This window comes from Acinetobacter sp. ACNIH1 (assembly GCF_002934695.1).
GTDB classification, from domain to species: domain Bacteria; phylum Pseudomonadota; class Gammaproteobacteria; order Pseudomonadales; family Moraxellaceae; genus Acinetobacter; species Acinetobacter variabilis.
On the sequence record NZ_CP026420.1, the window covers coordinates 712,423 to 737,807 of the forward strand.

General features: G+C 43.9%; 20 protein-coding genes and 2 pseudogenes. 7 read left to right on the forward strand and 15 right to left on the reverse strand.

The genetic code is table 11. The annotated features are described in order from the left end of the window. The first annotated feature begins 5 nt into the window (after positions 1-5). Both C3F22_RS03560 and C3F22_RS03565 read left to right on the forward strand, forming a co-directional pair. Positions 6-191 (forward strand): NF038105 family protein, encoded by a 186-nt coding sequence (locus C3F22_RS03560; RefSeq protein ID WP_004784609.1) that lies wholly within the window; start codon positions 6-8, stop codon positions 189-191. A gap of 117 nt (positions 192-308) precedes the next feature. Continuing rightward, positions 309-1,531 (forward strand): IS3 family transposase gene (locus C3F22_RS03565; protein WP_104425744.1). Its coding sequence is split into 2 segments (ribosomal slippage): positions 309-645 and positions 645-1,531, totalling 1,224 coding nucleotides; the frame shifts between segments, so codons are not numbered across the junction. A gap of 64 nt (positions 1,532-1,595) precedes the next feature. On the opposite strand, the gene pal is transcribed toward C3F22_RS03565, so the two are convergent. The 12 genes from pal to C3F22_RS03620 all read right to left on the reverse strand — a co-directional run bounded on the left by pal (position 1,596) and on the right by C3F22_RS03620 (position 14,597). Then, entirely contained in the window at positions 1,596-2,168 is a 573-nt protein-coding gene (gene pal, locus C3F22_RS03570) for a peptidoglycan-associated lipoprotein Pal (protein ID WP_004784608.1), read from the reverse strand. Positions 2,169-2,223: 55 nt separating this feature from the next. Beyond that, complete coding sequence (gene tolB, locus C3F22_RS03575) at positions 2,224-3,507, reverse strand: Tol-Pal system beta propeller repeat protein TolB (RefSeq protein WP_171064822.1); 1,284 nt, start codon at positions 3,505-3,507, stop codon at positions 2,224-2,226. 202 nt (positions 3,508-3,709) lie between these two features. Further along, complete coding sequence (gene tolA, locus C3F22_RS03580; protein ID WP_104425886.1) at positions 3,710-5,593, reverse strand: cell envelope integrity protein TolA; 1,884 nt, start codon at positions 5,591-5,593, stop codon at positions 3,710-3,712. Between the two features lie 3 nt (positions 5,594-5,596). After that, a complete protein-coding gene (tolR, locus tag C3F22_RS03585; protein WP_004784601.1) occupies positions 5,597-6,046 on the reverse strand; it encodes a protein TolR in 450 nt (149 codons plus the stop codon). After that, positions 6,046-6,744: a protein TolQ gene (gene tolQ / locus C3F22_RS03590; RefSeq protein ID WP_004784599.1), complete on the reverse strand. Its 699-nt coding sequence runs from the start codon at positions 6,742-6,744 to the stop codon at positions 6,046-6,048. The genes tolR and tolQ overlap by 1 nt, the downstream gene beginning before the upstream one ends. A 27-nt stretch (positions 6,745-6,771) precedes the next feature. Next, complete coding sequence (gene ybgC / locus C3F22_RS03595; RefSeq protein WP_104425887.1) at positions 6,772-7,179, reverse strand: tol-pal system-associated acyl-CoA thioesterase; 408 nt, start codon at positions 7,177-7,179, stop codon at positions 6,772-6,774. A gap of 259 nt (positions 7,180-7,438) precedes the next feature. After that, positions 7,439-8,788: an amidohydrolase gene (locus tag C3F22_RS03600; protein ID WP_005236693.1), complete on the reverse strand. Its 1,350-nt coding sequence runs from the start codon at positions 8,786-8,788 to the stop codon at positions 7,439-7,441. Positions 8,789-9,311: 523 nt separating this feature from the next. Then, on the reverse strand, positions 9,312-10,313 hold the full coding sequence (gene ruvB / locus C3F22_RS03605; protein ID WP_034581209.1) for a Holliday junction branch migration DNA helicase RuvB: 1,002 nt from the start codon (positions 10,311-10,313) through the stop codon (positions 9,312-9,314). Between the two features lie 245 nt (positions 10,314-10,558). After that, on the reverse strand, positions 10,559-11,161 hold the full coding sequence (ruvA, locus tag C3F22_RS03610) for a Holliday junction branch migration protein RuvA (RefSeq protein ID WP_004784591.1): 603 nt from the start codon (positions 11,159-11,161) through the stop codon (positions 10,559-10,561). 120 nt (positions 11,162-11,281) lie between these two features. After that, complete coding sequence (locus C3F22_RS03615) at positions 11,282-12,622, reverse strand: deoxyguanosinetriphosphate triphosphohydrolase (RefSeq protein ID WP_004784588.1); 1,341 nt, start codon at positions 12,620-12,622, stop codon at positions 11,282-11,284. Positions 12,623-12,816: 194 nt separating this feature from the next. Continuing rightward, complete coding sequence (locus tag C3F22_RS18405) at positions 12,817-12,948, reverse strand: putative transporter small subunit (RefSeq protein WP_004645659.1); 132 nt, start codon at positions 12,946-12,948, stop codon at positions 12,817-12,819. 11 nt (positions 12,949-12,959) lie between these two features. Further along, on the reverse strand, positions 12,960-14,597 hold the full coding sequence (locus C3F22_RS03620) for a sodium:solute symporter family transporter (protein WP_004784586.1): 1,638 nt from the start codon (positions 14,595-14,597) through the stop codon (positions 12,960-12,962). A gap of 1,304 nt (positions 14,598-15,901) precedes the next feature. Here C3F22_RS03620 and purL point away from each other — a divergent pair. Next, complete coding sequence (gene purL / locus C3F22_RS03625) at positions 15,902-19,735, forward strand: phosphoribosylformylglycinamidine synthase (RefSeq protein ID WP_004784584.1); 3,834 nt, start codon at positions 15,902-15,904, stop codon at positions 19,733-19,735. A gap of 313 nt (positions 19,736-20,048) precedes the next feature. Then, the gene (locus C3F22_RS18725; protein WP_004784583.1) at positions 20,049-20,174 is read left to right on the forward strand and encodes a KGW motif small protein; all 126 of its coding nucleotides are present in this window, start codon (positions 20,049-20,051) and stop codon (positions 20,172-20,174) included. A 328-nt stretch (positions 20,175-20,502) separates the two neighbouring features. Here C3F22_RS18725 and C3F22_RS03630 read toward each other — a convergent pair whose 3' ends face one another. Continuing rightward, the gene (locus C3F22_RS03630; RefSeq protein ID WP_034581063.1) at positions 20,503-20,736 is read right to left on the reverse strand and encodes a hypothetical protein; all 234 of its coding nucleotides are present in this window, start codon (positions 20,734-20,736) and stop codon (positions 20,503-20,505) included. Positions 20,737-20,904: 168 nt separating this feature from the next. Between C3F22_RS03630 and C3F22_RS03635 the strand changes: the two genes are divergently transcribed. The 3 genes and pseudogenes from C3F22_RS03635 to C3F22_RS03645 all read left to right on the forward strand — a co-directional run. Further along, on the forward strand, positions 20,905-21,786 hold the full coding sequence (locus C3F22_RS03635) for a LysR substrate-binding domain-containing protein (protein ID WP_005236689.1): 882 nt from the start codon (positions 20,905-20,907) through the stop codon (positions 21,784-21,786). Positions 21,787-21,803: 17 nt separating this feature from the next. Further along, on the forward strand, positions 21,804-22,121 hold the full coding sequence (locus C3F22_RS03640; RefSeq protein WP_004784580.1) for a hypothetical protein: 318 nt from the start codon (positions 21,804-21,806) through the stop codon (positions 22,119-22,121). Positions 22,122-22,190: 69 nt separating this feature from the next. After that, a pseudogene (locus C3F22_RS03645) lies at positions 22,191-22,915 on the forward strand (IS5 family transposase); the annotation flags it as partial. A 30-nt stretch (positions 22,916-22,945) separates the two neighbouring features. Here C3F22_RS03645 and C3F22_RS03650 read toward each other — a convergent pair. After that, a pseudogene (locus tag C3F22_RS03650) lies at positions 22,946-23,173 on the reverse strand (transposase domain-containing protein); the annotation flags it as partial. Between the two features lie 104 nt (positions 23,174-23,277). Beyond that, positions 23,278-24,939, reverse strand: coding sequence for a group II intron reverse transcriptase/maturase (ltrA, locus tag C3F22_RS03655; RefSeq protein WP_005265392.1), 1,662 nt, complete (start codon positions 24,937-24,939; stop codon positions 23,278-23,280). Positions 24,940-25,385: the final 446 nt, after the last annotated feature.

Genomic DNA, 25,385 nt, shown 5'->3' on the forward strand with positions numbered 1-25,385 from the left:
CAGAGATGACAACATTAAAGTTTGATGCGACTCCAACGCCGAGCGAAGCGATTAATCTCGATGAAATTTCTGAAGACAAGATGAAAGAAGCGTGGAAGGATTACGAAGCAAAACCTGAATATAAAAAATTCAATAAACATGACATGATTGAATCCATGCAAACTGCCGAAGAAGTTGAAGGCAAAGAGTAATTTTATTCTTGGATCTTCCAAATATCTTCCTAATAAAAAAGCACTCAATTGAGTGCTTTTTTATTAATGATGCATGTCCCGTCCTGAAATAAGTTTACACCTTAAGAGACTTATTTTATGGAACATGCACGAGAACAACGAGTTAAGCGCACACAACGTGATTATAGCTTCGCCTTTAAAATGATGGTGGTACATGAAGTAGAAAAAGGGCAAATTACTTATAAACAAGCTCAGGCAAAATATGGTATTCAAGGAAGATCAACTGTGCTGGTATGGTTACGCAAGCACGGACAACAGGATTGGACTTCGAATATGCCGACTTCTTCTAAACGCCAATTGACACCCCAACAACGAATCCGCCAATTAGAAAAACAGTTAGCCGCAGAAAAGCTCAAAACTGAATTTATACAGGATGTGATTTATCACATTGATAAAGAGTGTGGGACTGATCTTGGAAAAAAGTATACCGAGCACGTTTCAAAGATTGGCAAAGCCAAAGAAGACTAAGCGTTTCACGTTATTGTCAGTGGTTAGGAATCACTCGACAAGCTTATTATCAAGCAGAAAAACGTGCTCAAATGACTGCACAAGTAACAGAACAAATACTCGAGTTGGTTATGGAGTATCGCTGTCTCATGCCAAGTATCGGAACACGTAAGCTGTATTGGCTTATTAAAGGCAAATTGTTGCAGCGTGGTTTAAAGTGTGGACGGGATCAGTTATTTAAAATATTGAAAGAAAATAATTTATTGATTCGCCCCAAGCGTCGTTATACAAAAACTACGGATAGCAAGCATTGGATGAAGAAGCATCCAAATTTATTAAAGGATTATTCAGCGGTGCAAGCCAATGAAGTCTTTGTCAGTGATATTACCTATGTTGAGAGTGCTGAAGGCGTACATTATTTATCCTTGGTGACAGATGCTTATACCCGCCAGATTAAAGGTTATAAGTTATCGAATGATATGCGTGCAGAGAATGTTGTGCAGGCACTACATATGGCGATGCAGCATGTGACAGATCGGGCAGCCAGGATGATTCACCATTCAGACAGAGGCTCTCAGTATTGCTCTGAACTATATCAATCGGCATTACGCCATTATGGGGTATGTCCTTCTATGACAGATGGAGGAGACTGTTACCAGAATGCATTAGCAGAGCGGATTAATGGAATATTAAAGCAGGAGTTTTTAACTACACGATGTCAAACCATGAAAGAGTTAGATCACTTAATTGCGGAATCTATCATGATTTATAATTGCTATAGACCACATTTAAGTTTAAATATGAACACCCCGAATCAGACGTATGAGCAAACTAAAACCGAGCTAATTGCTTAACTCGGTTTGAAGTGGAATACTGTCAATCTATTTCAGGACAAGACAGCATTATTTAAATGATCACTTATTTTAGTAGTGGTGGAACAGCTTCGTAGTTGATTTCTACACGGCGGTTTTCTTTCCATGCACTTTCATCATGACCAGGATTAACTGGCATTTCTTTACCATAGCTCACTGCTTCAAGTTGGCCTGCATTTACACCAGAAGTGATCAAGAAACTTTCTACTGCTTTGGCACGACGCTCACCAAGTGCCATGTTGTATTCACGTGTACCGCGTTCATCTGTATGACCTGTTAAAGCTACACGAGAGTTTGCATTTGCCATCAGGAACTGGGCATGTGCTTGTAGAGTACGGATATCGTCATTGCTCAGTTCACTGCTGTCATAGTCAAAGTGAACTACACGTTTAGCTAAATAAGCCTTATTTTCCGCAGTTACACCTTTAGCAGATGCACCAGCCATATTTTGAGCGCTTAAAGCTGCATCTTCACTTAGACCTTCAGTGCTTACAGTGGTGGTGCCACTCGTATCCAGGTTGCCAGTTTGAACTTCAGCTGCTGGTTTACGGCTGGCACAACCAGTCATTACGACTGCGGCTGCAAGCAAAGGAAGTGCAAATAATTTTACTTTGTTCATTCTTCATCTCCATGAAGGTTGATTATGGGGTAAAGCATTTATAAATATTGAACTATTATTTTGGTGCCCAAGCAGGTTCGCGGACTTCACCTGTTTCACTTGGTAAATTCATGCGGAACCGACCATCAAGAGACATGATGGATAACAATCCACGGTTACCTTCGCGAGTGGCATAGACCACCATCTGACCATTTGGTGAGAAGCTAGGTGATTCATCCAGGCTGGTTGGCGTCAGGATATTGGTCACACCTGAGCTAATATCCTGTACAGCCACTTTATAGTTACTGCCACTTGGACGATGAACCAATGCAAGTTTCTTACCATCTGCACTTAAGGTTGCACGGGCATTAAATGCGCCACGGAAAGTCAGACGTTTGGTACTTTCATTATTAAAATCATAGCGGTAAATCTGCGGAGAGCCGCCACGATCTGAAGTAAAGATAAATGATTTTCCATCCGGCGCATAACGTGCTTCTGTATCAATTGCGCTATCGTTGGTCATGCGTTTTAACTGGCGTGTTTCCAGATTCATCTGATAGATTTCTGGGTTGCCGTGCATAGACGCAGTGAACAGCATGCTCTTGCCATCTGGAGAGAAGCTTGGCGCACCGTTTAAACCACGGAAGCTGGCCAGCTTTTCACGTTGACCAGTTGCCAAATCCTGTACATAGATGGCCGGACGTTTGGTTTCAAAAGATACATATGCAATTTTTTTGGCATCCGGTGTCCAGGCAGGTGACAGGATTGGATCACGCGAAGTCAAAATAGTCTTTGGCTGTTCACCATCCGTATCGGCAATCTGCAAGGTATAACGCTGCTCAGGCGTTGCCGGGTTACGTAAGACGTAAGCAATACGGCCAGTGAAATCTCCTGGAATACCGGTTAATGCCTGATAGATCGCATCACTGATCATATGGGCTGCGTGACGGGTACGTGAAGCAGGAACAGTCAGCAACTCATTCAATAAGTATTGACGTTTTTCGACATCATACAATTGATACTGAATGCTATAAGAACCATCCGGATTGGTCTTGGATGAACCGGTCACCACATAAGGTACGCCTGCAGCTGCCCATGCTTCAGCATTTGGCGAATTCAGTTGTGCTGTAGCAGGTAAATTCTTCGAGGCACTGGCAAATTTTCCAGAACGATTCAAGTCATTTTCCACCACCGGATAAATACTCTGATCCTGGCTAAAAGGCACAATGGCAATTTTAGGGGCAGCTTCAGGAGCTTTGGTAATTTCCAGATGCAGTTGGGCCTGAGACTGGGTCGCAGTGACGGCACCCAAAGTGGTCATGATTGCAAGGCAGAGTAGGTGTTTACGTGTCTTTTCCATCATTCGTTATTTACTCAAATCAACGGAGTTATTTATAAGTGATTGGGCTACATCATCGCATGGATTTATGCGAAATAGACCACGAATTTATCATCAAACTGTTATATCACTATGGAGCGTGATTATTATTTAATCTGTTTCAATTGAAGTTTAACTCAAAAAAACAGCCATAACACTTTTTCTTTATTATGGCTGTTTCTTATTAATGAGCTGTAAAGGTTGAAGTAAAACTTCGTGCTTCACGGCGTGCATCCGGATCTGAAGGCATTGGATAAGGTGCAGCAGCACGTACTGCCGCTTCTACACTGGCTTTCATATCTGGATCACTGGCACTCACCACCACAGAAACCACAGAACCACTATCGCTTAAAGTGACCCGAGCAGTCGCTTTCTGGCCTGAAGAGCCCACTGGGGTATCCCATGCACGTCTGATTTTATTTTCGAAATCACGTTTTGCAGTAGAGGCAATTCGTTTAGATTCCGCTTTTTTCTGTGCAGCTTCTTCAGCAGCCTGTTTGGCTGCAGAGGCTTTGGCATCAGCTTCTGCCTTGGCTTTCGCATCTGCATCTGCTTTAGCCTTTGCCGCAGCGTCAGCTTTATGTTTAGCATCCGCCTCTGCTTTAGCTTTTGCAGCGGCATCAGCTTTATGCTTGGCATCAGCATCCGCTTTGGCCTTCGCAGCCGCATCAGCTTTACGTTTAGCTTCAGCCTCTGCTTTAGCTTTTGCAGCGGCATCAGCTTTATGCTTGGCATCAGCATCCGCTTTGGCCTTCGCAGCCGCATCAGCTTTACGTTTAGCTTCAGCCTCTGCTTTAGCTTTTGCAGCGGCATCAGCTTTATGCTTGGCATCAGCATCCGCTTTGGCCTTCGCAGCCGCATCAGCTTTACGTTTAGCTTCGGCATCTGCTTTAGCCTTCGCTGCCGCTTCAGCTTTACGTTTAGCTTCAGCCTCTGCTTTGGCCTTCGCAGCCGCATCAGCTTTATGTTTAGCATCCGCCTCTGCTTTAGCTTTTGCAGCGGCATCAGCTTTATGCTTGGCATCAGCATCCGCTTTGGCCTTCGCAGCCGCATCAGCTTTACGTTTAGCTTCAGCCTCTGCTTTAGCTTTTGCAGCGGCATCAGCTTTATGCTTGGCATCAGCATCCGCTTTGGCCTTCGCAGCCGCATCAGCTTTACGTTTAGCTTCAGCCTCTGCTTTAGCTTTTGCAGCGGCATCAGCTTTATGCTTGGCATCAGCATCCGCTTTGGCCTTCGCAGCCGCATCAGCTTTACGTTTAGCTTCGGCATCTGCTTTAGCCTTCGCTGCCGCTTCAGCTTTACGTTTAGCTTCAGCCTCTGCTTTGGCCTTCGCAGCCGCATCAGCTTTATGTTTAGCATCCGCCTCTGCTTTAGCCTTTGCAGCCGCATCCGCTTTACGTTTAGCTTCGGTATCTGCCTTGGCTTTTGCCGCAGCATCCGCTTTTGCCTTGGCTTGAGCCTCGGCTTTTTGCTTGGCGGCTAAATCAGCCTTTTTCTGCGCTTCAAGTTTGGCTTTTTGTGCAGCATCGGCTTTACGCTGTGCTTCTACTTCGGCCTTACGCGCTGCTTCAGCTTCAGCCTTAGATTTTTGTGTAGCCTCTGCTTTGGCTTTAGCAGCAGCCTGTTTTGCCTGTTCGGCGGCTTCAGCACGTTTTGCAGCTTCGGCTGCTTGTTGGGCAGCCTTGGCTTGAGCAAGCTCTGCTGCTTTTGCTTCTTGCTGAGCTTTTTGAATATCGATCTGTGGGGGTGCTGGTGCAGGCTGCGGTGCCGGAGGTGCCGGTGCAGCTGCCGTTGGAACCATAGGCGCAGGCTCTACACTCGGTTCAGCAGTTTGGGTAATTTCTTCTGCAATATTTTCATGTGCAGTTTCTTCGAACTCAGTTTCTTCACGAGTCACTGGCTTGAGGTCTTCAGGTTTAATTAAGACCGTTTTAATCTGTTTTGGCGGTTCAGGTGGCTTACTCATGCCCAGAAAAAGCAGGCCCACCAAAGCAACTGTATGGATTCCTAGCGTAAACCCAATTGCAATTGCTTTCTTCTGAAACGGTGGTTTCTGATAATTTTTCATACTTTATTCTAATGGCTTGGTTAGTAAGCCCACTTGGGATAAACCGGCATCCTGCAGGCTTGACATCAAGGCCATCACATCGCCATAAGGGCGAGTAGTATGACCATTGATCACGACATTGAGGATCTTGTTTTCACTTTCAGCAGTGCTTTGTGCTTCTATCAAAGTCTGCGTCAAAGCCTCTAGGGTGACAGGACCTGTGGTCTGATTTTTATATTCCAGAAAATAAGTACCATTTTCTTTTAAAGTGACAATAGTAGGCGCATCTTTGGATTCGATTGGCAAGCCATTGGCCTGCGGCAAATCGACCTTGATGCCACTGGTAATCATTGGGGCAGTCACCATGAAAATGACCAGAAGTACCAGCATTACATCGATGTAAGGCACTACATTCATGTCACTTTTCAGTGGTTTTTTAATACGCTCGAAGCGTCCTGAACGTTGAATAGCCATTAGTCATTGTCCTGCATAGCGCCCACAGATTGACGTTGCAGCAGCGCCACCATTTCTTCAGCGAACAGAGCACGGTCAGAGTACAGTGCTTCACCTTTAGATGTGAAATGGTTAAAGGCTAAAACCGCAGGAATTGCAGCAAATAAACCAATCGCCGTTGCAATTAGGGCCTCTGCAATACCAGGTGCGACAGTGGCTAAAGTGACCTGATCGACATCTGCCAGGCCAATAAAGGCATTCATGATGCCCCAGACTGTACCGAACAGACCCACATAAGGCGCGACCGAACCGATACTCGCCAATGCGCCTAGACCTTGTTCCAGATGACCTTGGTCACGGCTTAAACCGACACGCAGAATACGCTCTGTCCCTTCAATCGACTGGGCAGTTGGCGCATGGCGTTTTTTCAGTTTCAGGAACTCGCCCAGACCCTGATAGAAAATATCTTCAAGGCCAGTGCGTTTAGAATTGAGTTGTGCATTGTTATAGAGGGTATTCAGCTCAGCACCAGACCAGAAGATTTTCTGGAAATGTTCATCATCGGCCTGGGCTTTTTTATAACTCATATAGAGCCTGGCAATCAGATACCAGCTATATATTGAGGCTAACAGGAGAGAAAGCATCACCAGTTGTACGACAGGGCTTGCTTGTAAAATAAGATCTGAAACTTGAAGAGATGATTCTAACTGAGTCGCCATAGTTGTTACGTGTGCCAATAAATTTTTTTAGTCTTGTTCCAATTCTTTTTGAATTAGTTCGCGGATTTCATCCGGGAGTCGACGTGGTCGCATCTCTGCACTGATACATGCCAACTCAACCTCACCTGATGCAAGCATGATTTCACCACGATAAATATTTTGTTGCAATACAAATGATGAAGCTTTACATGAAATGACACGTGCCGTAACAGTAATTAAATCATCCATCAGGATCGGACGCATGTATTTGACATTAATTTTATGCACCACAAAATTGTAGTCTGTCTGATGCCAGTAATGGCTCACTCCAGCGGCACGTAACCATTCGGTACGGCTACGTTCCATATAGCGAATATGATTGGCGTGATAGACAATGCCACCCGCATCAGTATCTTCAATATAAACGCGGATATTGAATTCAAAGTGATTCGCCATAGTTTTGTTCCATGCAGATTTTCGAAATTTTTGCTTGTTTTTAGATGCAGGAAAGCGATTAGAGTTTGCCGGATTCCTGCCAACAGTCAAGCAATTTAGCGCGTCAAAGTTTAGCACTGTGAGCTTTGAGACCAATGGCACAAGATGTCAAATCTGGTTGGAGTAGGGGCTAAGCCGGTACGGAACGGCCAATTGCTTATTAATACGGCGAAGTAAAAGCATGAATGAGACCAGTCACTCATGCTTGAGGAACTAAGAATCAGCTTTTGTTATTTTGTTTCCAGCTTGCTTGTACCTGATCAGCCACTTTCGGATAATCCAGAATAAAGCGGACATGACTTTCTACGCCGGTTTTTAAAGTCGCATCATCGACTATAAAATTCGGGTTATGGTTCGGTGCTGCTTTGGCTGGATCCTGATCTGCTGGCGTTGCACCTACGAACACAAAGAGCGATGGCATCAGCTTGCCATAATAAGCAAAGTCTTCACTGGCACTAGCATTGTTATCAAGCAGATGCAGTTTATCTTCACCATTCACTTTAGCCAAAGTCGGACGCATCAACTGGGTCAAGGTTTTATCATTGGTGGTAACAGGTGCATAGGGTGCAATTTCTACTTTGACTTTTACATCATTGGCTGCGGCATTGTGTTCTAGCATTTTCGGCAAGTCTTTTAAAATACCTTGACGGACATCTTCACTATTAGAACGAATCGTACCGACCATATTCACCTGATTAGGAATTACGTTTCCTGTGGTACCCCCCTGAATACTTCCAATACTGACCACGCCCATGCCTTTGGTTAAATCAGCTTTACGACTTACCAGACTTTGTAAATTATTAATCATCTGTGCAGAAGCATAGATGGGATCACGACCTGCCCAAGGCATTGAACCATGTACCTGATGGCCATCTACCTGAATACGTAAATGATCCGCGCTATTGAGAATCGCACCATCTTTATAGAAAATATTGCCGCTTGGCATACCCGCCATTACATGCATTCCAAAAATGACTTCAGGCTGGGGATTCTTGAGTGCACCATCGGCAAGCATTTTACGTGAGCCGATCTGATCGCCCTGGCTAAAGTTATCAATATCTGCACCGCCTTCTTCAGCAGGCTGGAATACAAATACCACGGTTCCGGCAATCTTATCTTTATTGGCAGCGAGCACTTTGGCGGCACCTAGTAGCATTGCAGTATGCGTATCATGACCGCAGGCATGCATCACATAAGTTTCCTTACCTTGATAAATGCCTTTCTGCTTGCTGGCAAAAGGTACGGCTGCCGTTTCTTGAATCGGCAAGGCATCCATATCTGCACGTAATGCCATGACTGGGCCAGGTTTTGAACCTTTTAGAACGCCGATCACACCTGTTTTGGCATAACCTTTACGTACTTCAATGCCATAGGACTTTAATTCTTTTTGTACTAATTCCGAGGTTTTAAATTCCATATTGCCCAGTTCAGGATATTGGTGAATATGCTGGCGCAGTTTGATGGTATGCGCTTCGGCTGCTTTAACTGAATCATCTACCCAATCTGCTAAAGCTAGTTGACTACAGAATAGAAGAGGGAGACAAAGTGAAAGCGTCTTATGCATGTTCATATCAGGGAGAACCTTAAAAATCTGAATAGAGTTAAAGTGATGCCTGAGCATTACATAATGCACTACATTTGACCAAAACCCTCTGAGTATGGGTTTCATACCTTTTTGGTATATTCATTTTTAGGACTTGCTGATAAAGGGAATTTTACAGAGGTAGATATTGTAAAATTATGTAATTATAAAAATCTAATGGTCTATTTTATTTAAAAATTCAAACTAATAGGGAATTGTTGAAGGGAATTTATATCTGATTTAAAAAACTCTCATTATGTAAGTTTCAACTATTTCTCTAAGTTAAATACTATCTTGGCATTAAAGTTGCTTTGATTATTTCATAATTATTATTGATAGAATTTTAAAAGAAATAGCCTAAGTATTTGTTTGAAGGGCAATAATTATATAACTAAATAAACTACTTAATAATAAAGATTTGAGTTTGTGCTTTTGGAGCTAATTGATTGCAGTAGTCAATTAGCTCTTTTTCTTTATGATAAAAAATGGCTAAGCCAAAAGAATTTTATCTTTACTTTGGCTCAGGCGGCGTCATGCCAAATTGTAAATAAGCCATATTGGTCGCAATACGACCGCGCGCAGTACGCATCACATAACCTTGCTGAATCAGATAAGGCTCAATCACATCTTCCAGAGTACCTGAATCTTCTGCCATTGCTGCTGCCAAAGCTTCTACACCCGCCGGGCCACCATCAAAGCGTTCTAGCAACATCGACAGGTAACGACGGTCAAGCGTATCTAAACCATCTTTATCCACGTTCAACATATCTAATGCACGTTGAGCCATTTCCTGAGTGACTTCACCTGTGCCTTTGACTTGAGCATAGTCACGTACACGACGTAATAAACGATTGGCAATACGCGGTGTACCACGTGAACGACGTGCAATTTCTTTTGCGCCATCTTCGGTCATTGGCACATCCATCAGACTCGCAGAACGTTTCACGATATGGGTCAGATCATCAACCGAATAGAATTCCAGACGCTGCACAATCCCGAAACGGTCGCGTAGTGGAGAGGTGAGTAGACCAGCACGTGTGGTTGCAGCGACCAAAGTAAATGGTGGTAAGTCCAATTTAATCGAACGGGCAGCAGGACCTTCACCAATCATGATATCCAGCTGGTAGTCTTCCATTGCTGGATAAAGGATTTCTTCAATCACGGGTGACAGACGGTGAATCTCGTCAATAAACAGGACATCGCCTTCTTCCAGGTTCGTTAGCATCGCGGCTAAGTCACCGGCACGTTCCAGTACCGGGCCAGAAGTTGACTTGAGATTGCCACCCATTTCTCGGGCAATAATATTGGCCAATGTCGTTTTACCCAAACCTGGCGGGCCAAAGATCAGGGTGTGATCGAGGGCTTCTTCACGGCCACGGGCTGCGCCAATGAAAATTTCCATCTGCTCACGAACCACCGGCTGACCGATGTAGTCATCGAGGGAAGTTGGGCGGATGGCGCGATCAAAATGATCTTCGGGTTTTTCAGAACCACTGATGAGACGGTCTTGCATATCTATTAACTTAATCTCTTTATTGAAGCTGTTTGATGCTGCGGAAACAGCCTCAAATAATGATTTGTGTTTAGCTGCCATTGTGTAGGCGTTGTTTTACTTTTGAAAGATCAAAAGTAACAAAAATCTTTTGTTGAGTTGAGGGTACGTCCTGTACCCCAACTCAACTGGCGACATCCATGTCGCGAGTAATTTATATAAATAGGAGAATAAACAGTCTTATTTAAAGTAAAGTCATTTTCCTATTATCTATTCATCGACTTTAATGCCGCGCGGATAATATCGCTGGCTTCAGTAAATTCACCTTTGGCAGCGTTCACCAGTTTTTGTGCTTCAGCAGGTTTATAGCCCAATGACTGTAATGCAGCTTCCGCTTCAGCCACGGCTGAATTGCCCATAAACTGAATTTGTGGAGCTGTCGAATTGCTTGGAGCAGTGCCAGCAGACATGACTTTAAAGCGGTCGCGCAGTTCAATCATCAAACGTTCAGCCGTTTTCTTGCCGACACCTGGGACTTTAACCAAAGTATTTACATCTTCATTTTCAACAGTATGGATCAGCATCTCAACACTTAAAGTTGAAAGAATGCCAAGTGCCATTTTCGGGCCAACGCCGTTCACTTTTAATAAAGTGCGGAAAATGGTTTTTTCCTGAGCATTTAAAAAACCATACAGTAATTGTGCATCTTCACGTACGGCCAGATGTGTCCACAGGGTAATTTTCTGGCCTTTTTGCAACTGGCAAAAAGTGGTGAGTGGGGTATCAATTTCATAACCCACACCATTTACATTTAACAAAACAGTTGGTGCTTCCAGCGCCAGCACTTCACCAATCAGGCATCCAATCATCTTTTATCATTACTCAATTCAGTTTTGCAGCATAGTAGTCAGCATTTTCAGGAAAGGCAAAATCTCCTTCTGCAAAACAGGTGATTTTGCTGCAATAAGCATCTAATCTAGCCAGATGTTTTATAACAATCCGGCTTTATTACCCTGCAATTCCTGTGACAGGTTATAAGCCTGATGGTCCGAGAATTTCGAGATAATATCCAGCACCTGCATGATATTGTCATAATGGCTGTCTTTAAAATTCGCACCTGAACGTTGCAGAATCGACATTAAACGCTGTTCTTTAAAACTCAGGTTTTTATGCGGTGTGGTCAGAGGAATAAAAGCATCCAGAATATTTTGTAGACTTTGATGGGCAATGATTTCTAAGCCTGCTTTCTGTGGATGTTCAAAAATCCTGTCACGTGCCAGTTCTTTGGCGCGATTAATACCACTTTCAATATCTGACGAACAATACTGTAGTAAAGTGCCTTGTAACTGACCAGACAAAATCTGATCATGGTGGCGTGCAAAAGCAGTAGTGACTTCATTCACCAGACGTTTCATCACACGGCCACGCAGTGCAGCAATTTTCTGTTGCCAGGTCGTGTTAGGCATGCCGATTTCAGAAGGCGTGCCATAATCTCCGAGCAGATTTAAAAATACCGGTTCCACTTCAGCATAGCTGAGCATGTTCAAGCTGATGCCATCTTCCAGGTCAATCAGGGCATAGCAGATATCATCGGCTGCTTCGAGTAGATAGGTCAGTGGATGACGACAATATCGATACTCGCCGAGCTGGATCAGTCCAAGCTCTTCCGCGATCTGCTTTAAAATCTTTTTTTCTGCCTGATAGCAGCCAAACTTGGCGCGGCTACTGGCAGGCAAATCTACCTGCGATGCCATGGTTTTTGACAGCCACGGATATTTTAAATAAGCACCTAAAGTGGCATAGGTCAGGCGCATGCCACCATCATTTGGATGATAGTCAATTTTGGTAAGCAGGCGCAGGCCTTGGGCGTTACCTTCAAACTGACGTACATCTGCTTCCTGTTCAGGGCTTAAATCTTTTAAGAAGTCAGTATGTGATACATCATCAAACCATTCCCGGATCGCATATTCACCGGCATGGCCAAAAGGCGGGTTACCAATATCATGCGCCAAACAGGCAGCTTGAATGATGGCACCTACATCAGCGGGTGACACCCAAGGGGGAAGCTGATCTTTAATTTTCTCTGCGGCCAGCATCCCTAGCGAGCGGCCAATACATGAGACTTCCAGTGAATGCGTCAGGCGCGTATGAATACCATCGTGCTGAGTTAAAGGATGCACCTGGGTTTTGCGGTTTAACTGCCGGAAGCTTTGCGAAAAAATAATACGGTCATAATCTTTATGAAACGGGCTGCGTGCCAGTTCAGTGCTCTGCTTTTTACTACCAATCCGAACTGTCGAAAGCAGTTCTAACCAACGCATTTGAGTCATTTATCATTATTCAGTGATCCACTATTTGCATCATGCCAAAAAACTAGCTCCTGCACTAGGGTAGTGCGACATGAATTGTCTTGCTGCACATGGTTATTTCAGTCAGCTGGAAAAGACTGAGATTAAAAATCGAAATCATCAAATGAACAATAAAAAGCAGGCTCAATGGCCTGCTTTTTGTTTAAGACGAAGAATCAGATTAGCTCTTCGCCATTTTTCTTGGCCTGTTGTGTGTCTTTATAGACATTCAGGCAAATCGTGAACAAGACCAGGCTTGCCACCAATGGCCAAAAAAGTACATATAGGGTCAATAATTGACTTGTCATCTGAAATCTCCTTATTTACTTTTCTCAGATAGCTGGTGAAACTCAATCACCATCTTATTGATTTGTTTAAAATCGAATCGTTCTTTACTGTAGACCAGCGTCAACACAGTACATACCAGTGCACTAGTGCCATAAGCTGTTAGTGAGCTTAACAAGGTGCCGTATTCGTGCAAGAAGCCGATGGTCCATGGCATGAAGCCAATACTGGCCAATATGCCAACGACCAGACCCACTTTCTTGCCGAAGAAACCAAAGGTCATCAGTCCCAGCACCACACCAATCCCCAAGGTTGCAACGAGTTCAAAGCCAAGTGCGATCAATCCCTGAATCGGAAGCCATTCAAAACGTACTATCAGAAAGCTGAAAAATGCGAGGCCCACTGACCAGTTAAAGGCCCGGGCATTCACCTTGTCCCAATACAGGCTGACAATCACTGGGAACACAATAGATCCCCAAAGCGCACCCACAAAAATCAGCATCGATAAAATGTCAAATTTCAAGGTGGCAATCACAATTCCAAGCATGGTGGCAACGATCATGGTCATACGGCCAATGAATAGCATTTTCTTTGGATCAGGGCGGTTTTTCGCAATCTGTTTGCCATAAATGTCCGTCATGACAATCGCAGACAGGGCAGACAGATCCGAGTCAGCGGTAGAAGACAGGGCTCCAATCACCATGATAAATAACAGCGCGACCATAAATGGCGAAAGATAAGTCGCTGCCATTTGTGGAATCAGGTTATTCAGGTTGCCATCAATGGGCTGAATACCTGCAAATAACGCCAATAATCCAAGCATGCCTAGACCAATAACAATTGCAGCATAACCAATCGTTGCAGTAATAAAGCTTGGCTTAATCAGATCTTCACGGACTGCAAACAAGCGCTGGGCAATGGTCTGATTACCAATCGCGTAGGCCAATACGGCAACAAAAAATGGCGCGCCTTGTTCCAAGAAGGCTGTTTTAGAGAAAAAATCCAGCTGTTCCGGTTGCAGATGATGAATCCCGCTTTGAAACAGGGATGGCCCACCTAAGGTAAAGAATAAGGTTGGAATAATAATCACCGCCGCGACAATCATTGCCACCAGTTGACCAAAATCGGTAAAGACTGAGGAGCGGAAGCCCGACCAGAGGGTATAGGACAGTACACCGATACCGGTAATCAGCACGCCATGAATAAAGCTTAAAGGAGATAAAATTTCAACCAGTGCCCCGGCGGCAGTAAAGTTTACCATCAGGCTGATCACGCTACCCACAATATTGGAACCCGCCAGAATCATCTGGCTTTGATTGCCATGCCGGGCATGCATGATTTCCGCCAAAGTATGTGCATTAGGCGCCAGTTCACGAAAGCGCTTGCCAAAGGGATAGATAAATAAAATCATCAGCGCACCCCACAAACCATAGTGTAGGGCACCGGAAACGCCGTATGTATATCCGGATGAAGCTGCTGCATAAAACGAGGCGGCCCAGATCCAGGTGGCGGTCATACTGGCCGCAGACATTCCAAATCCGATGGAGCCATTCGAGACCATGTAGCCATCGACATTTTCATTTTTCTGTTTAATACGTAACGATAGTAAAAAGGTGATGCCATAGAAAAGCACCATCAATAGTACAGTTGCTGTACTAGTGAATTGAAACATACATACTCCTTAAGCGGGTCACCTTTTGTTCTTGAAAATTAAATCATTGGTGACAGATTAAGGCTCTAAAATAGACAGAGCAGTGAAGCTATAGAACATCAAAAAAATTAGTGTCCGAATATAGAATTTATATTCATCTCTACAGCAGAAAGGAAAAACCATTGCCAGGCCCAGAATTTGGACATTTCCTCAGCAATTCGGCTAGAGCTTAACATAAAATCATCAAATTTACTGATGAAGTGTCTATTTGGTAAGATTCTTAGCTGATATAGAAGTGTGAGTCTGTTCCTCTGTCAGTTGAATAAAAAGAAAATTTCAGATATTTTTTTAGCAATTACAGATATTTATTTTAAATTTTTCGAGTTAAATAAAACCTGAGAATACGGATTAAATAAAAAGGGTAACAAAATTTTATTATTAATCATTTCTTCATTATTTTTTTATATAGGCCTCATAATCCGTGGTAAATTTTCTCATAAATACGAGTGGTGTTTTGCTATTTATATTCTGCTTTTTACGCATAATATAACTAATGAATAAGTGATGAAATTTCAAAATATTGGATATAGTGGGGTAATTTTGTCGATATCATTTTTGGTTGTTCAGATAAGTAAATTTCGCTTAATTATGATTTGATAAGATAAGCATCAAATATGAAAAAAATGAAGGGATCACATAAGAAATTTTATTTTTATTCTTTTATAAGATGAGAGCAGATATCCGGTTTTTGTTCTGAAGATTATGTTAGATTAAAATACCACTCATTATTAATTACTCATTTATATGGCGGAGTAATTTTTGTCGGATGCTGTAATAGCGGAGATGAGCGGAAAATTGCTCTTTGTATTTCATAAAGGCAGAAGACCTTTAACCAGTTTTCTAATCTTAGTAGTCAAAGTTAAGAGTCAATCAAAATAATTAAAAGCAGTCTGCAAAAAATACGACTTCATGAAATCTTGTAATCAAGTATTTCATCCTAGCCTAAATCGGCGCTTTGACAGGTCATGACAATAAAATCTAAATTTGATTTTGTCCCGATTGTCGTTGAAAAATAATACAATTTTTATGCAGAAAATTATTCTGAAGCGGTTTTGATTTTTCTTGAAAAAAATGTGTTAACCTGTGCGACTACATTCAATTTTTTTATCTGAAAATAAAAGCATTATTTATAAAATGCTATAGCTTTTCGCTTGAGTTTTCCCATTTCCTCTCTAGCCGATTTATATATTTCACAGTAGAATATGCGCTCTCTCAAGTCACATTGTGGCATGGTCGCTCGATCATCCCGTGGAGCCAAAATCAGCATGTTTATCGTTGCCGGTGCACCTGCACATTCTTCTTTTAAGAAAGCTCAACTACTCACACGTTTATCGTCAATTAGTTCTGTTCAATCACTAGAAAGTCAATTTGTTTATCTTTTTGACCAAGCGCTCAACGAGCAACAACAGCAATCCGCTTTACAGCTTCTCAACGATGGTCAATCATTTGAACTGCACCAGGCTGCAAGTGATGAAATCCAGATTCTGGTGACACCGCGTGTCGGCACGATTTCACCATGGTCATCAAAGGCAACTGATATTTTTGCCAACTGTAATACACCGGTTCATCGTTTAGAACGCGGTGTTTTGTTTACTTTGAAGGGTGAAAAAGAGCTTTCTAAAGAAGCGTTACAGATCTTGCATGACCGCATGACTGAAAGCTTTTTCAATGCGATTGAAGATGCTGCAGTATTATTTACTGAAACTGCTCCGAAACCTTTGAACTCGATTGATATTCTGGGTCAAGGTAAAGAAGCACTGGTTAAAGCCAATAATGAGTTCGGGTTTGCGCTGTCTGAACAGGAAATTGATTACCTGACAGAAGCATTTACCAAACTGGGCCGTAACCCGAACGACATCGAACTGATGATGTTTGCACAGGCAAACTCTGAACATTGCCGTCATAAAATCTTCGGTTCAGAATGGACGATTGATGGTGAAGTTCAACCATTGTCATTGTTCCAGATGATCAAAAATACTTATAAAGAATCACCAACAGACGTATTGTCGGCTTATAAAGACAACGCATCGGTGATTGTTGGTTTTGATACGCAACGTTTCTATCCAACTCAAGAAGATAACGGTCAAAACGTTTATAAATACAAGAGTCAAGCCGCTCACATCCTGATGAAAGTGGAAACTCATAACCACCCAACAGCGATTGCACCATTTGCTGGTGCCGCAACAGGTTCAGGCGGTGAGATTCGTGACGAAGGCGCGACTGGTCGTGGTGGTAAACCTAAAGCGGGTTTAACTGGTTTCACCGTATCTAACCTGAATATTCCTGGTTTTGAACAGCCTTGGGAAGAAAACTACGGCAAACCGTCACGTATGGCATCTCCACTTCAAATCATGATTGAAGGTCCATTAGGTGGTGCAGCGTTTAACAACGAATTTGGTCGTCCAGCGTTAACGGGTTATTTCCGTACCTTCGAACAAAACGTCAATGGCGAAGTGAAAGGCTTTCATAAGCCAATCATGATCGCGGGTGGTTACGGTAACATCCGTCCAGACCATGTTGAGAAAGATGCTATCCAGCCGGGTGATCTGTTAATCGTTCTAGGTGGTCCAGCCATGCTGATCGGCCTTGGCGGTGGTGCAGCATCTTCTGTAGATAGCGGTAAATTGGGTGAAAACCTGGACTTTGCTTCGGTTCAACGTGAAAACCCGGAAATGGAACGCCGTTGTCAGGAAGTGATCGATACTTGCTGGCGCATGGAAGATGAAAACCCAATCGTTTCTGTACATGACGTCGGTGCGGGTGGTATTTCGAATGCGATGCCTGAGCTGGTAAACGATCATGAGTTAGGTGCAGTACTGGATCTTCGTAAGATCCCATCGCTTGAGCCAGGCATGTCGCCAATGGAAATCTGGTCAAACGAAGCGCAAGAGCGTTATGTGCTTGCGATCCGTCCAGAATCTTTACCATTGTTTGAATCTATCTGTGCACGTGAACGTTGTCCGTTTGCGGTACTGGGTGAAGCAACTGAAGCACGTCATCTGACTGTTGAGGATCCATTGTTCGGCAACAAGCCTGTGGATATGCCAATGCAAGTGATGCTTGGTGGTACACCACGTATGAGCCGTTCATATGAAACTGCTCCGCGTAAAGGCGATGACTTTGATGCGTCTAAAGTCACTGATCTGAAAGATGCGATTTATCGCGTGATCAAGAATCCAACAGTTGCATCTAAATCATTCCTGATCACCATTGGTGACCGCTCGATTACCGGTATGGTTGCACGTGATCAAATGGTTGGTCCATGGCAGGTTCCTGTAGCAGATGCTGCAGTAACGACTACCAGCCTTGTCGGTTACACGGGCGAAGCAATGGCAATGGGGGAACGTCCACCAGTTGCATTGTTAAACCCAGCGGCTTCTGCACGTTTATCAGTTGCTGAATCGATCTCGAACATCATGTCTGCGAAGATTGATCAGATCAGCGACATCAAACTGTCTGCAAACTGGATGGCGGCGGCAGGTCAACCGGGCGAAGACCAAGCCTTGTTTGAAGGCGTAAAAGCCATTGGTATGGAAATGTGTCCAGCACTGGGCATTGCAATTCCAGTTGGTAAAGACTCATTGTCAATGCGTACGACTTGGAATGACGAAGGCGAAGACAAGTCCGTAACTTCTCCGATGTCAGGCGTAATTACTGCGTTTGCTCCAGTGACTGATGTTCGCAAAACATTAACCCCTGAACTGAAAAATATTGAGTCTGTACTGGTTCGTATTGATCTGTCTAAAGGCCAGTTCCGTCTGGGTGGTTCGATCCTGGCTCAGGTGTATAAAGCCATTGGTTCTGTCACTCCTGATGTCGATAGCTTTGATGACTTCAAAGCATTCTTTACACTGGTTCAAGACTGGAACAACCGTGGTCTGATCAAGGCGTATCATGACATCGGTGATGGTGGCTTACTGGCAACTGTTGCGGAAATGATGTTCGCTTCACGTCTTGGTGTAGCTCTGGAACAACAAACTGTAGCTTCACTGTTCGCTGAAGAAATCGGTGCTGTGCTGCAAATCGCGAAAGCAGATTGGGATGCATTACAAGCAGAAATCGCTACTTCTACTCTAAAAGATGCGATCTCTGTAGTAGGTACAGTAAACAACTCTGACCAGTTATCTGTAAATGGTCTGGTACTTGAACGTGCCGACCTGCAAGTGGCTTGGACTGAAGTTTCTCATCAAATCCAGCGTCTGCGTGACAACGTAGAAACTGCTGATCAAGAATTTGCATTAGTAACAGACAAAGCGCACAAAGGTTTGATTGCTCAACCGACATTTGACCTGAATGAGCAAATCGAAGCACCGTACATCAATTCACGTCGTCCAAATATGGCGATTTTGCGTGAACAGGGTGTGAATGGTCATGTAGAAATGGCAGCAGCATTCGACAAAGTCGGCTTCAATACTGTTGACGTACACATGAGCGATCTTCTGGCTGGTCGTATCAGTCTGGATGACTTCGAAGGTCTGGTCACATGTGGTGGCTTCTCTTATGGTGACGTATTGGGCGCAGGCGGTGGCTGGGCGAAATCAGTATTGTTCAATCAGCAACTTCGTGACCAGTTTGAGAAATTCTTTAACCGTCAGGAAACTTTCTCTTTAGGTATCTGTAACGGTTGTCAGATGCTGTCACAATTGGCTCCACTGATTCCAGGTGCAGATGTTTGGCCTCGTTTCCATCGCAACAAGTCGGAAGTATTTGAAGCACGTAGCGTCAATGTTCGTGTAGAGAAATCTCATTCTGTATTGCTAGAAGGTATGGAAGGTTCAATTCTTCCAATCGCTGTAGCACATGGTGAAGGTCGTGTGGTTGCATCAGCTGAAAGCATTGCTGCATTGAATGCCAATAACCAGGTGATCATGCGTTATGTGGATAGCCAAGGTAATGCGACTGAGCAATATCCATTGAACCCGAATGGTTCGCCTGAAGGGATCTCTGGTGTCACTTCGAAAGATGGTCGTGCGACGATCCTGATGCCACACCCTGAGCGTAACTTCCGTGCGATCCAGCACTCTTGGAAACCAGAAGACTGGGATCAGGACGGTGCATGGTTACGTATGTTCCGTAATGCGCGTAAGTTCATTGGCTAATCTGATTTAGCTTCAAAAAAGGGTCGCAGTAGCGGCTCTTTTTTATTATTAGAATTTTAAGTGACTCAGCAAAGCTAGAAAAATCATTTACTTTTGTTTAGACTAGCTTCATCAATTGCCACCAGTGGGTGGCTTTTTGCTTTTTAAGCAGTTTGAAACATTTATTTAATTTTCTCCCGCTGAACTGGTTTAGATTTTGCTTTTATATCTGCATAAAAGTGATATTGTGTAAATAATGCACAATATTTATGCACTTTAAAGGAAAGATGGTATAGATCAGTTCAGTATCAACACTCAAGAATGAGGTGATGACATGGCTAAGACGTTCAGAATAATGGATAGAACAGAATTACGTCAGAAAGGTTGGTGGTTATTTGGTTTTGTCGTTGGCCTACAGGTGCTGTTCTTGGTAGGTAGTTATTTGCTACAGGGTTCTTGATCAACAGATTTAAAAAAGCCACCGAGAGGTGGCTTTTTTAAATTTAGAGGATATAAGGATTTACTTTTGACGGGGCATGAGGAGCACTGCTCCGCAAGACAAAAAAACCGCTGTCAGACTGATGGGACGTCCTTGTCCCACAGTCTGACGGGTGACATCCATGTCGCTGGGTATCTAATCAATTTGACGCTTTAAATAATGGAAAGTTTGAAAAATATGTATGATCTTAATGATCGACAACTATGATTCCTTTACCATTACTAAAGAAAAACCAACCGAAGGTGGCTTTATCACTACACAGTTAATTGAATCTGCTTTAACACAGTCTTCAGCGTATTTTCATAATCAAACTGATCATTGGTACTATCCTATAACGCCAAACTACATAACCATCCGGACGAACCAGAACTGCCACAGATTCATGAATTTCAGACTTGGTAATTCTGGTGCTATACACATCATGAGAAACAATCCGAATCACATCCAAATATGGCAAGTTCAGTGATTCAGCTGCCTGACCCCCGCTTTCACCCGATTCAGTGTCGAATACTGTGTCATGCAAGACACCATGTGTAAACTTGATACAGGCATAAATGTATGAGGGGGCAAAATCTAGCCATGTATAAAAGGTAGTTATATGAGTATTAGCATAAGCTATTGATCTATTAATATTTTCAATATGTTGGCCTAAATCGTAAGATAAGTACCTATTTTTTGAAGTGAGCAATCTATGGAACTTCGACATTTACGCTATTTTATTACCGTGGCGCAGGAGCAGAGTTTCACTAGGGCTGCTGAAAAACTGTTTACGGCTCAACCTTCTTTAAGCCAGCAGATTAAAGATCTGGAGCAGGAAGTTGGCGTTAACCTGTTTGAACGTTCTTCACGAAAAATACAGTTAACCGATGAAGGTAAGGCCTTTTTAATCTATGCAGAAAAAGCTCTGGAAAATGCCAAATTGGCTGTTGCATCAGCACGACAGGTGGCCCAGCAGAAAAATAATCAGATTCATATTGGCTTTCTGAATGTTGCCGAACTAAAAGTTATGCCACATATTTTGGCCAAGCTGAAAAAGACCATGCCAGATTTAAAAATTCATCTGCATAGCCTGTTCTGTCTGGAACAGCTTCAACATCTAAAAAATACTGAATTAGATCTAAGTATTACCCTTTTTCAGCTGGATCATCCGGATTTTGAAAATATCCATTTATTGACGGAACAAATTCACTTGGTTGCAGCCAAGCATTTGCACCCAACCGATCGGATACTGAAATTACAGGAACTGAAAAATCATACGATTATTATGTATGATCAGAATGCATCACCCATATTTTACGAAAGACTTAATGCCTTGATGTCCTTTGATCAGCTAAAGCACGATCAGGTGCTGTGGGCGACCAATGTGCTACAGCATATTAACCTGATCAATATGGGGATGGGTTTTAGTTTTGCTCCCGATTATCTATTACGGTTCCTGAATGATGAAGTGAAAGTGATCCAGACAGATCGACCTTTACCCCAGGTAGAACTATATGCAACATTTAACAAGAACTCTCAAAATCCAGCATTGAATATTATTACCGAAGCCCTTAACAATACGGTAAATGCTTGAAAAACTTGTAGAGATATATGCTTAAACTGATTTATTACGTACCAGATGAAAACCTAGAGGAAACCAAGAAGGCCGTTTTTGCAGCAGGTGCGGGTGGGATTGGTGAATATACCGACTGTGCCTGGCAAGTGCTGGGAACTGGACAATTTAAGCCGCAGCAAGGCGCAGATCCTCATATTGGGGAAATTGGCCAATTGGAAAATGTGGAAGAATGGCGGGTCGAAATTCTTGTACCTGATGAAAAGGCGGTTGAAGTGGCTAAGGCTCTAAAAGACAGTCATCCTTATGAAGAACCGGCATTTGAATTTATCCAGCTCTTAGATATAAAAGTTTAAATTTTAGAAGTGATAGGCTTTGTTGCACAAACCTATCTTTAAAGGCTTATTCCACCATATAATTTTCAAATGAATAAGCTTACACCTAAAATTTATCGTACAACCAATTGGTCTTCATATAACCGAGCACTCATTAATCGTGGAAATATTGCCATTTGGTTTGATCCTGCTACGCAATGGTATGCCCCATCAAAAGGCAAACAAGGACGAAATCAAACTTACTCTGACACAGCTATCCAATGTTGCCTAATGATTAAATCTCTCTTTCGATTGTCCTTACGTATGGTCACTGGCTTTGTTCAAAGTCTCATCCATCTTTGTGGGTTAAATTGGGTAGCGCCAGACTACACTACAAGTTGTAGACGACAACAGCGTATTGATACTACGATTGGCTATCAAAAAAGTAGTGATGGACTACATCTACTTGTCGACTCTACTGGCTTAAAGTTTATAGGTGAAGGTGAACGGAAACGAAAGAAACATCAGCCTGAATATCGTCGACAATGGCGCAAACTTCATATTGGTATTGATATGCCGACACCTTGCAAATACGTGCAGTACAGCTCACTACAAATAATGTGAGCGATTCACAAGTACTCGATGATTTACTTACTCAAATTCCTTTAGACGAACGAATTGATTCGGTCTATACCGATGGTGCTTATGATACGAAGTACTGCAGACAAGTCATTTTAGATCGAGATGCACATGCGGTCATTCCACCAAGAAAAAATGCGAAGCCATCGAAAGATAAAAAGATGGGCTCGCTAGAACGCAATGAATTGCTTCGAACGTAAGCGTCCGCTGAATCCCATACCTATTTTTTAATTCGATTTAGGTTTCCAGCAGTGCGGCAGCAATTCTTCAATTTGGGTCACTTTGTGTGTCGGTAACCTTTTCAGCACATCACTTAAATAGGCATACGGATCCAAGCCATTCAGCTTTGCTGACTGGATTAAAGTCATGATGTTTGCCGCTCGCTGACCACTGCGCAGCGAACCTGCAAACAGCCAGTTCTTGCGTCCCAACGCCCAGGGACGCATCTGATTGTCGGGTAGTCAGACGCAGTTACCTACGTCCAACCCCCTAAGAACCGTGCATGCGAGTTTCCCAGCACACGGCTCAAGCCTCTGCTAAGGCGCCATTCGGCACCCGGTTATACATCGTTGACATTGGCAAACTGAACACTCCTCGGACAATACAGATGGTAAATCTCAAGATTAGCAACTGCATCCGTTCCACCATGACTTAGCTTCACAATATGACGGCTGTGCCATGGTGTATCTTTGGTGACTGGTTTAAGACAGGCGCAGCAGCGACCACCTTGTTTTAGCCACACCCGATACAGCTTGGCTCGCCCCTTTGCGGAGACCAGCATTCTTTTACCCCATCGGGATTCGAAGTACTCATCCCATGCGGGGTCATGAGGGTTAGCAGCAGCCTTGATCTTGATATGTCGCACAATTGGCGTGTCCGAGGCAGACACTAATGTGTATTGTCGCTTCCGACCATCGGCGGACTGTTCATCACATGAGAACACCCATCGACGCGCTCCTTGTACTTTGAAATACCGATCTTTGACCCATCGGAGTGTCTTGCGAGGGTGGCGACGTACAGCCCATCGCCAGAGCATTTCCCACACTGCGTTGTCTACCTGGTTGAAAACCTTCTTGGCAACGACATGACTATGATAGTTGGCCCAACCCCTTAGAATCGGGTTGAGCAAACCGATCAAAGTGGCCTGTCGTGTCGCTTTGTTTGCATTGATTAATGCTCGCAGCTTGTCAAGATGAGCGCTGATGTTTGCCTTTGACGGCTTGATCAGTAGCTTGCCGTTGTACTTACGTACGTTCCAGCCAAGAAAATCGAACCCGTTCCCTATGTGCGTGATTTTGGTCTTTTCCTGAGAGAGCACGAGACCGCGCTGCGCCAGAAATTCAACCACGGCAGGACGAACTTCATTTTCGAGCCACTCTTTAGAATACCCCGTGATGATGAAATCATCCGCATACCGTACCAGTTGCAGCTTTTTGCCTGTCCATTTGGCGTTAGAGAACCTCTTCGCCAGCATCGTTTCCAGTCCGTCCAAGGTCATGTTGGCCAGCACCGGGGAGATAATACCTCCTTGCGGTGTTCCGGAACGACTGGGAAACAGCTTGCTTTGGTAGACGTAACCGGCTTTGAGCCATTTCCGTAGAATCACCTTGTCCATTGGGAGGTTGGCGATCATCCAGTCATGGCTGATATTGTCGAAACAGCCTTGAATGTCACCCTCTAGCACCCACTCCGCACTTACTTTTCTTGACAGCACACCAAAGCACTGTGCTGCAGCATCCGCGGTTGATCGTTGCGGTCTGAACCCATAAGAGTTCCGATCAGCGATGGTCTCCGCGATGGGTTCCAAAGCCAGCAGATGGAGCGCCTGCATGGCCCGGCATTTCATCGTGGGTATCCCGAGAGGTCTCATCTTGCCATTTTTCTTCGGAATAAGGACTCTCCGAAGCGGAAGGGGCGTGTAACCTCGCCTCTTCAACGACATCATCGCACCGGTCTTGGCCTTGGGTGTATTCCAAGTCACCTTGTCGACCCCAGCCGTGTTTTTGCCTTTGTTTTCAGACACTCGTTTGACGGCCAATGCTTTGCCACTAAACGAGTGAGTCAGCAGCCATTGCAAAGCTTTCGCCTTGTTATGCCTGCCGTCTTGTACCGCCTTCACAATACGCGCTTGCAGCCCTCTGACATGACGCTGTACAGCAATCCAATCGATGCTGTCCCACGATGTGCTGGAAGGTGCACACGCTGATACTGCTGCATTCATTTGCTCTCCCTCCATTAAAAGGGTTCTACACACTCTCTTGTGATGAGAGACCATAAGGACGTCAGCCCGCTTTCGCGTGGGGTAATGTTTCAACCTCTATCCAACCCATTACAGACTGGCATTCGCTTTTTCCTCGTTCCTTCGCCCGCATCACCATGGGCAGTTTTTGCAAACTGCTTTCCCAATGGGAGTAATACGGGATTTCCACGTTCCGCTTACTGAAGTACATCGGCTTAGGTGCCTGCTATCGACCGGGAGGCGTATGGGTCACGAATGCGTAGTCGAAAGACGCAATTCCCACCTCCATTACCGTTTTGGTTCGAGCGTATCAGCCATTTCCGCTCGTTCAACTTAACGATCGTTACGCAGATTCACATGTGTTCACCATACCGATTATCTAGCCCTTGTCCGGCTATGGCTGCCAGAAGGGTACGCCTCTCACGATT

Coding starts and splice junctions, on each gene's coding strand:
- C3F22_RS03620 (WP_004784586.1), bottom strand. CDS start 14,597: ATGTTTCAATTCACTAGTACAGCAACTGTACTATTGATGGTGCTTTTC.
- ltrA (WP_005265392.1), bottom strand. CDS start 24,939: ATGAATGCAGCAGTATCAGCGTGTGCACCTTCCAGCACATCGTGGGAC.
- tolA (WP_104425886.1), bottom strand. CDS start 5,593: ATGAAAAATTATCAGAAACCACCGTTTCAGAAGAAAGCAATTGCAATT.
- tolQ (WP_004784599.1), bottom strand. CDS start 6,744: ATGGCGACTCAGTTAGAATCATCTCTTCAAGTTTCAGATCTTATTTTA.
- C3F22_RS03600 (WP_005236693.1), bottom strand. CDS start 8,788: ATGAACATGCATAAGACGCTTTCACTTTGTCTCCCTCTTCTATTCTGT.
- C3F22_RS18405 (WP_004645659.1), bottom strand. CDS start 12,948: ATGACAAGTCAATTATTGACCCTATATGTACTTTTTTGGCCATTGGTG.
- C3F22_RS03635 (WP_005236689.1), top strand. CDS start 20,905: ATGGAACTTCGACATTTACGCTATTTTATTACCGTGGCGCAGGAGCAG.
- ruvA (WP_004784591.1), bottom strand. CDS start 11,161: ATGATTGGATGCCTGATTGGTGAAGTGCTGGCGCTGGAAGCACCAACT.
- ybgC (WP_104425887.1), bottom strand. CDS start 7,179: ATGGCGAATCACTTTGAATTCAATATCCGCGTTTATATTGAAGATACT.
- C3F22_RS03640 (WP_004784580.1), top strand. CDS start 21,804: ATGCTTAAACTGATTTATTACGTACCAGATGAAAACCTAGAGGAAACC.
- tolB (WP_171064822.1), bottom strand. CDS start 3,507: ATGGAAAAGACACGTAAACACCTACTCTGCCTTGCAATCATGACCACT.
- pal (WP_004784608.1), bottom strand. CDS start 2,168: ATGAACAAAGTAAAATTATTTGCACTTCCTTTGCTTGCAGCCGCAGTC.
- C3F22_RS03560 (WP_004784609.1), top strand. CDS start 6: ATGACAACATTAAAGTTTGATGCGACTCCAACGCCGAGCGAAGCGATT.
- ruvB (WP_034581209.1), bottom strand. CDS start 10,313: ATGCAAGACCGTCTCATCAGTGGTTCTGAAAAACCCGAAGATCATTTT.
- tolR (WP_004784601.1), bottom strand. CDS start 6,046: ATGGCTATTCAACGTTCAGGACGCTTCGAGCGTATTAAAAAACCACTG.
- C3F22_RS18725 (WP_004784583.1), top strand. CDS start 20,049: ATGGCTAAGACGTTCAGAATAATGGATAGAACAGAATTACGTCAGAAA.
- C3F22_RS03615 (WP_004784588.1), bottom strand. CDS start 12,622: ATGACTCAAATGCGTTGGTTAGAACTGCTTTCGACAGTTCGGATTGGT.
- purL (WP_004784584.1), top strand. CDS start 15,902: ATGTTTATCGTTGCCGGTGCACCTGCACATTCTTCTTTTAAGAAAGCT.